4 protein-coding genes are annotated in these 2,960 nt (G+C 53.3%); 1 reads left to right on the top strand and 3 read right to left on the bottom strand.

Annotated elements, in window-relative coordinates; translation table 11 throughout:
- Position 1: 1 nt before the first annotated feature.
- From LD28_RS0112825 to LD28_RS0112805, 3 genes are all read right to left on the bottom strand, one after another.
- Positions 2-490 (bottom strand): hypothetical protein, encoded by a 489-nt coding sequence (locus LD28_RS0112825; RefSeq protein WP_156120225.1) that lies wholly within the window; start codon positions 488-490, stop codon positions 2-4.
- Positions 468-1,283, bottom strand: a complete 816-nt coding sequence (locus LD28_RS23830; protein ID WP_241462294.1) for a hypothetical protein — start codon at positions 1,281-1,283, stop codon at positions 468-470. The genes LD28_RS0112825 and LD28_RS23830 overlap by 23 nt, the downstream gene beginning before the upstream one ends.
- 821 nt (positions 1,284-2,104) lie before the next feature.
- Complete coding sequence (locus tag LD28_RS0112805) at positions 2,105-2,320, bottom strand: Cro/CI family transcriptional regulator (protein ID WP_033137352.1); 216 nt, start codon at positions 2,318-2,320, stop codon at positions 2,105-2,107.
- 132 nt (positions 2,321-2,452) lie between these two features.
- Here LD28_RS0112805 and LD28_RS22430 point away from each other — a divergent pair.
- Positions 2,453-2,960 (top strand): helix-turn-helix domain-containing protein (locus LD28_RS22430; RefSeq protein ID WP_156120224.1); only part of this gene is annotated, 508 nt, incomplete at its 3' end.

Below are 2,960 nucleotides of genomic sequence, written 5' to 3'. Positions count from 1 at the left end.
CTCATGCTGCTCTCCCAATCACAGCTAACCCCTGCAGGGCCTTCTCGGCCAACACCTTCTGCAGTTCAGCAGCGACCTCCTCAGCAAGCACGCTACGGTCGCGAAGATAGACTCGAACCTCCGCCTCCATCTCACAAACTCGAAGAGACACCTGGCGACCAACTGGCGCGGTAAGGGGGACAGGATTATTCCGCAAAATGGCGGCCCGCACCTCTGCCGGGCGCGGAACAAACTGCCGATCGGCATTTTCCCCAAGAAGCAGCACCGCCTCGCGGATCTGCTGCGCATTAAATCCCCTAAGCAGACTCCCCCAGGCCAGCGCTACGCCACGAGCATTACCATCCAGCAGGTTGGAACTGGCTGGCCAAAGCCCGGCCATCAGCGGCAGTAGTTCCTCAGCCAAGAATACCGACATGCGAGCACTAATCTGAAGCGCATCCTCTGGAACGCTCAGGGCGCTGGTTTGGTTAGAGCGGAGTGCTGTCGTCATAACCTCCCCTCCCCGACTCTCGAAGCGCCTGTGCGGCCTGCTGGGCCGCCTGGATGTTGGCCAAGGGCTTGCGTTGTGCAGCTGTTCGGTATGAGCTAGCCGCACGACGAACCCAGTTATGCCAGGTCTTCTCCCAGTCCAGCTTCACCGCTTTGGCACCAGGCAAGGCTTGCCAGTAATCTGCGAACGTAGCCGCTTCCATCAAGACCCGTTCCTTGGGCAGCCCGGTCTCTTGCATCGCCCACCTACCCCACTCTGCCGGTAGTCCCCAGTCGTTCGGCAAGCGGGTACCTCGACGCGAAGTTTCGCTTTCAGGTCGCGTTTTCCCCTGGGGGACCAAAGGGGGATCTTGGATCTCTGTAGTAGTCTCTGTAGTAATCTCTGTAATAGATAGCGGGTTTCCAGCACTACTGATTGCTGGTTTTCCCCTAGCCTGTTTGCTGGTTTTCCGCATACTAGGTTGCAAGAAATCACACTCATTCATGACAGCTTCAAGCGCTACCAGATCGATGCAGAAATATAGCTGCGCAGGTAGTCCCACCCGTTTTTCTTTCAACACCCCAAGATTGCGTAATGCCTTGCGCGCCCCCTCCTGTTCGTAGCGGGTCAGCCCCGTCTCTTCCTCCCAGTCAGCCTGGGTCTTATAGAACCATGAGCAGCCATCTTCATGCTCTTTGCAGCGCTTTGCCCAATAGAGGGCCTGCGATAAAAATAGAGCGCCGGTGACTGAACCCGTGATGGCTACAAAGGGGCGATGAAAGGCGATTGGTCGGTCAAGAAAGTTGATGTTCATTCTTGCCCTCCCCCCAAACTCTCGGAAGCCTGTTCTTCAATACCGGTGTCGTTTTTAAAAGCATGCAGCATGGGGCAAACCCCATTGGCCAAAGTTGGTTTGGTCATGGTCTAGGTCCTGTTATGGCGATCAGAGTGCCCGGCGGTCAGTCGGGCAGATATTGGCTAAGCGCTAAATTGTCCTTCTGCACGTTTAACGGCACTGGCCTGGAGCTCTCGCGCCAAGCGAAGAGCCTGCCGGTCAGTCCCTGCAGCCTGGGCCGTTGAGATCAAAGGTTCATCAATCACTAATGCCAGCTCATGCATAACCGCTTTCAACACGATGTTGTCTCGTTCGTTGACACGTTCTGATGCTGGGCGTGGTGGTCGGGTAAGGCTGGACATGGTGTTCTCCCGAGGATGAAATTGACGAGAGAGATGAGCTTTTGAAGCGGCTTCTTAGGGCGCTCCACCTCATAACATTCCCCATCAATGTAGTTAAACGTGAGCAGGCCCCGCTCTGGCAAACCGGCACCGTTCAAGATCTCCTCGGCAGTCACGGGTGGGAATCCCTGTTCGATTAGGCTTCGATTGGCCCGTTTGACGGCTCTCGCCAATATCTCGGGCTCATGCTGTGATATGGAATTCAGCAAGATCAGCAAAGAGGTGCGAGCAAATGCAGTTTCAGTCATACCGAATTCAGCTCCGACTTCTTGCCATACACAACGTTGGGCTGGATTGCCGCGTAGTCGTAGTGGAGAAATGGAGTCCATTTTGGCGTAGTCAGGGAGGGCTGGTCGTCCCATTGGTCAGGTCCTTTTGGTGTGGTCATAAAGCCGGTGGTCAGGCGGCTTGCTGAGTAGGCAGTTGCAGCTCTTTGCTCAAGGGATAATCCTCCAACCCCAGGCGCAACTCACCATTACTGGCGATAACAAAGCTGACAGCATGCTGGGCCGGGATCACATCACTCCACTTCACAGCCAGGCTTCGAGAGATACCGATCGCTTTCATGGCGCGGGCCATGTTGCCGAAATACTTGATCACTTCACGTTTCTTCATTGGTCGGGTCCTGTATTCGATGCATAAATAATCGTTCACCATCGTAACCACATTCAACATCACGATCAACAACCAATGAGAACACCCTACACCTTAAAATTTGTTCACAAACGATAACGAACGGCAGGCGACATGAAACCGTCATTTAACGAACGAGTCAGAGCGAAGATGGAAGAGCGGGGTCTTGGCGTTTCTGAAATAGCCAGGAGAGCTGGCATCTCAAAGTCCCTTGTATCAAATCTTCTGAGTAATCCTCTGAAAGACGTGAGGGTTTCAACGTTATTCGGGCTAGCAAAAGCTCTTTCATGTGATCCCATAGAGTTGTACACCGGCCGTCCTTCTGTTGATGTGGTCAACGATTTCGTCAACAGCGTTTACAGGATACCGGTACTCACCATTGATGAAGTGCTACAACACCCAACAGACTCACTACCACTAGTCAGCTCAAATAGAGTTCTGCTTACTGAGACACCAGGGGCAACCATTGGTGTCGAAGCTCCGAATGATCAACTTGCTAAGCACGGAGTTATCCAAGGGGATATCTGTGTTATTAATCTTGGGGTTAACTCAATTGAGCCAAACTCGATTATGTTGGTTCAGCTGATTCGTGCTAACCAAGCCAAGTTGCTCAGGGCAATAC

Origin of the sequence: Aeromonas finlandensis, from assembly GCF_000764645.1 — a bacterium.
Lineage (GTDB): Bacteria > Pseudomonadota > Gammaproteobacteria > Enterobacterales > Aeromonadaceae > Aeromonas > Aeromonas finlandensis.
Note: the sequence above shows the minus strand (reverse complement) of the source record. Positions and strands in the feature narration are given on the sequence as shown.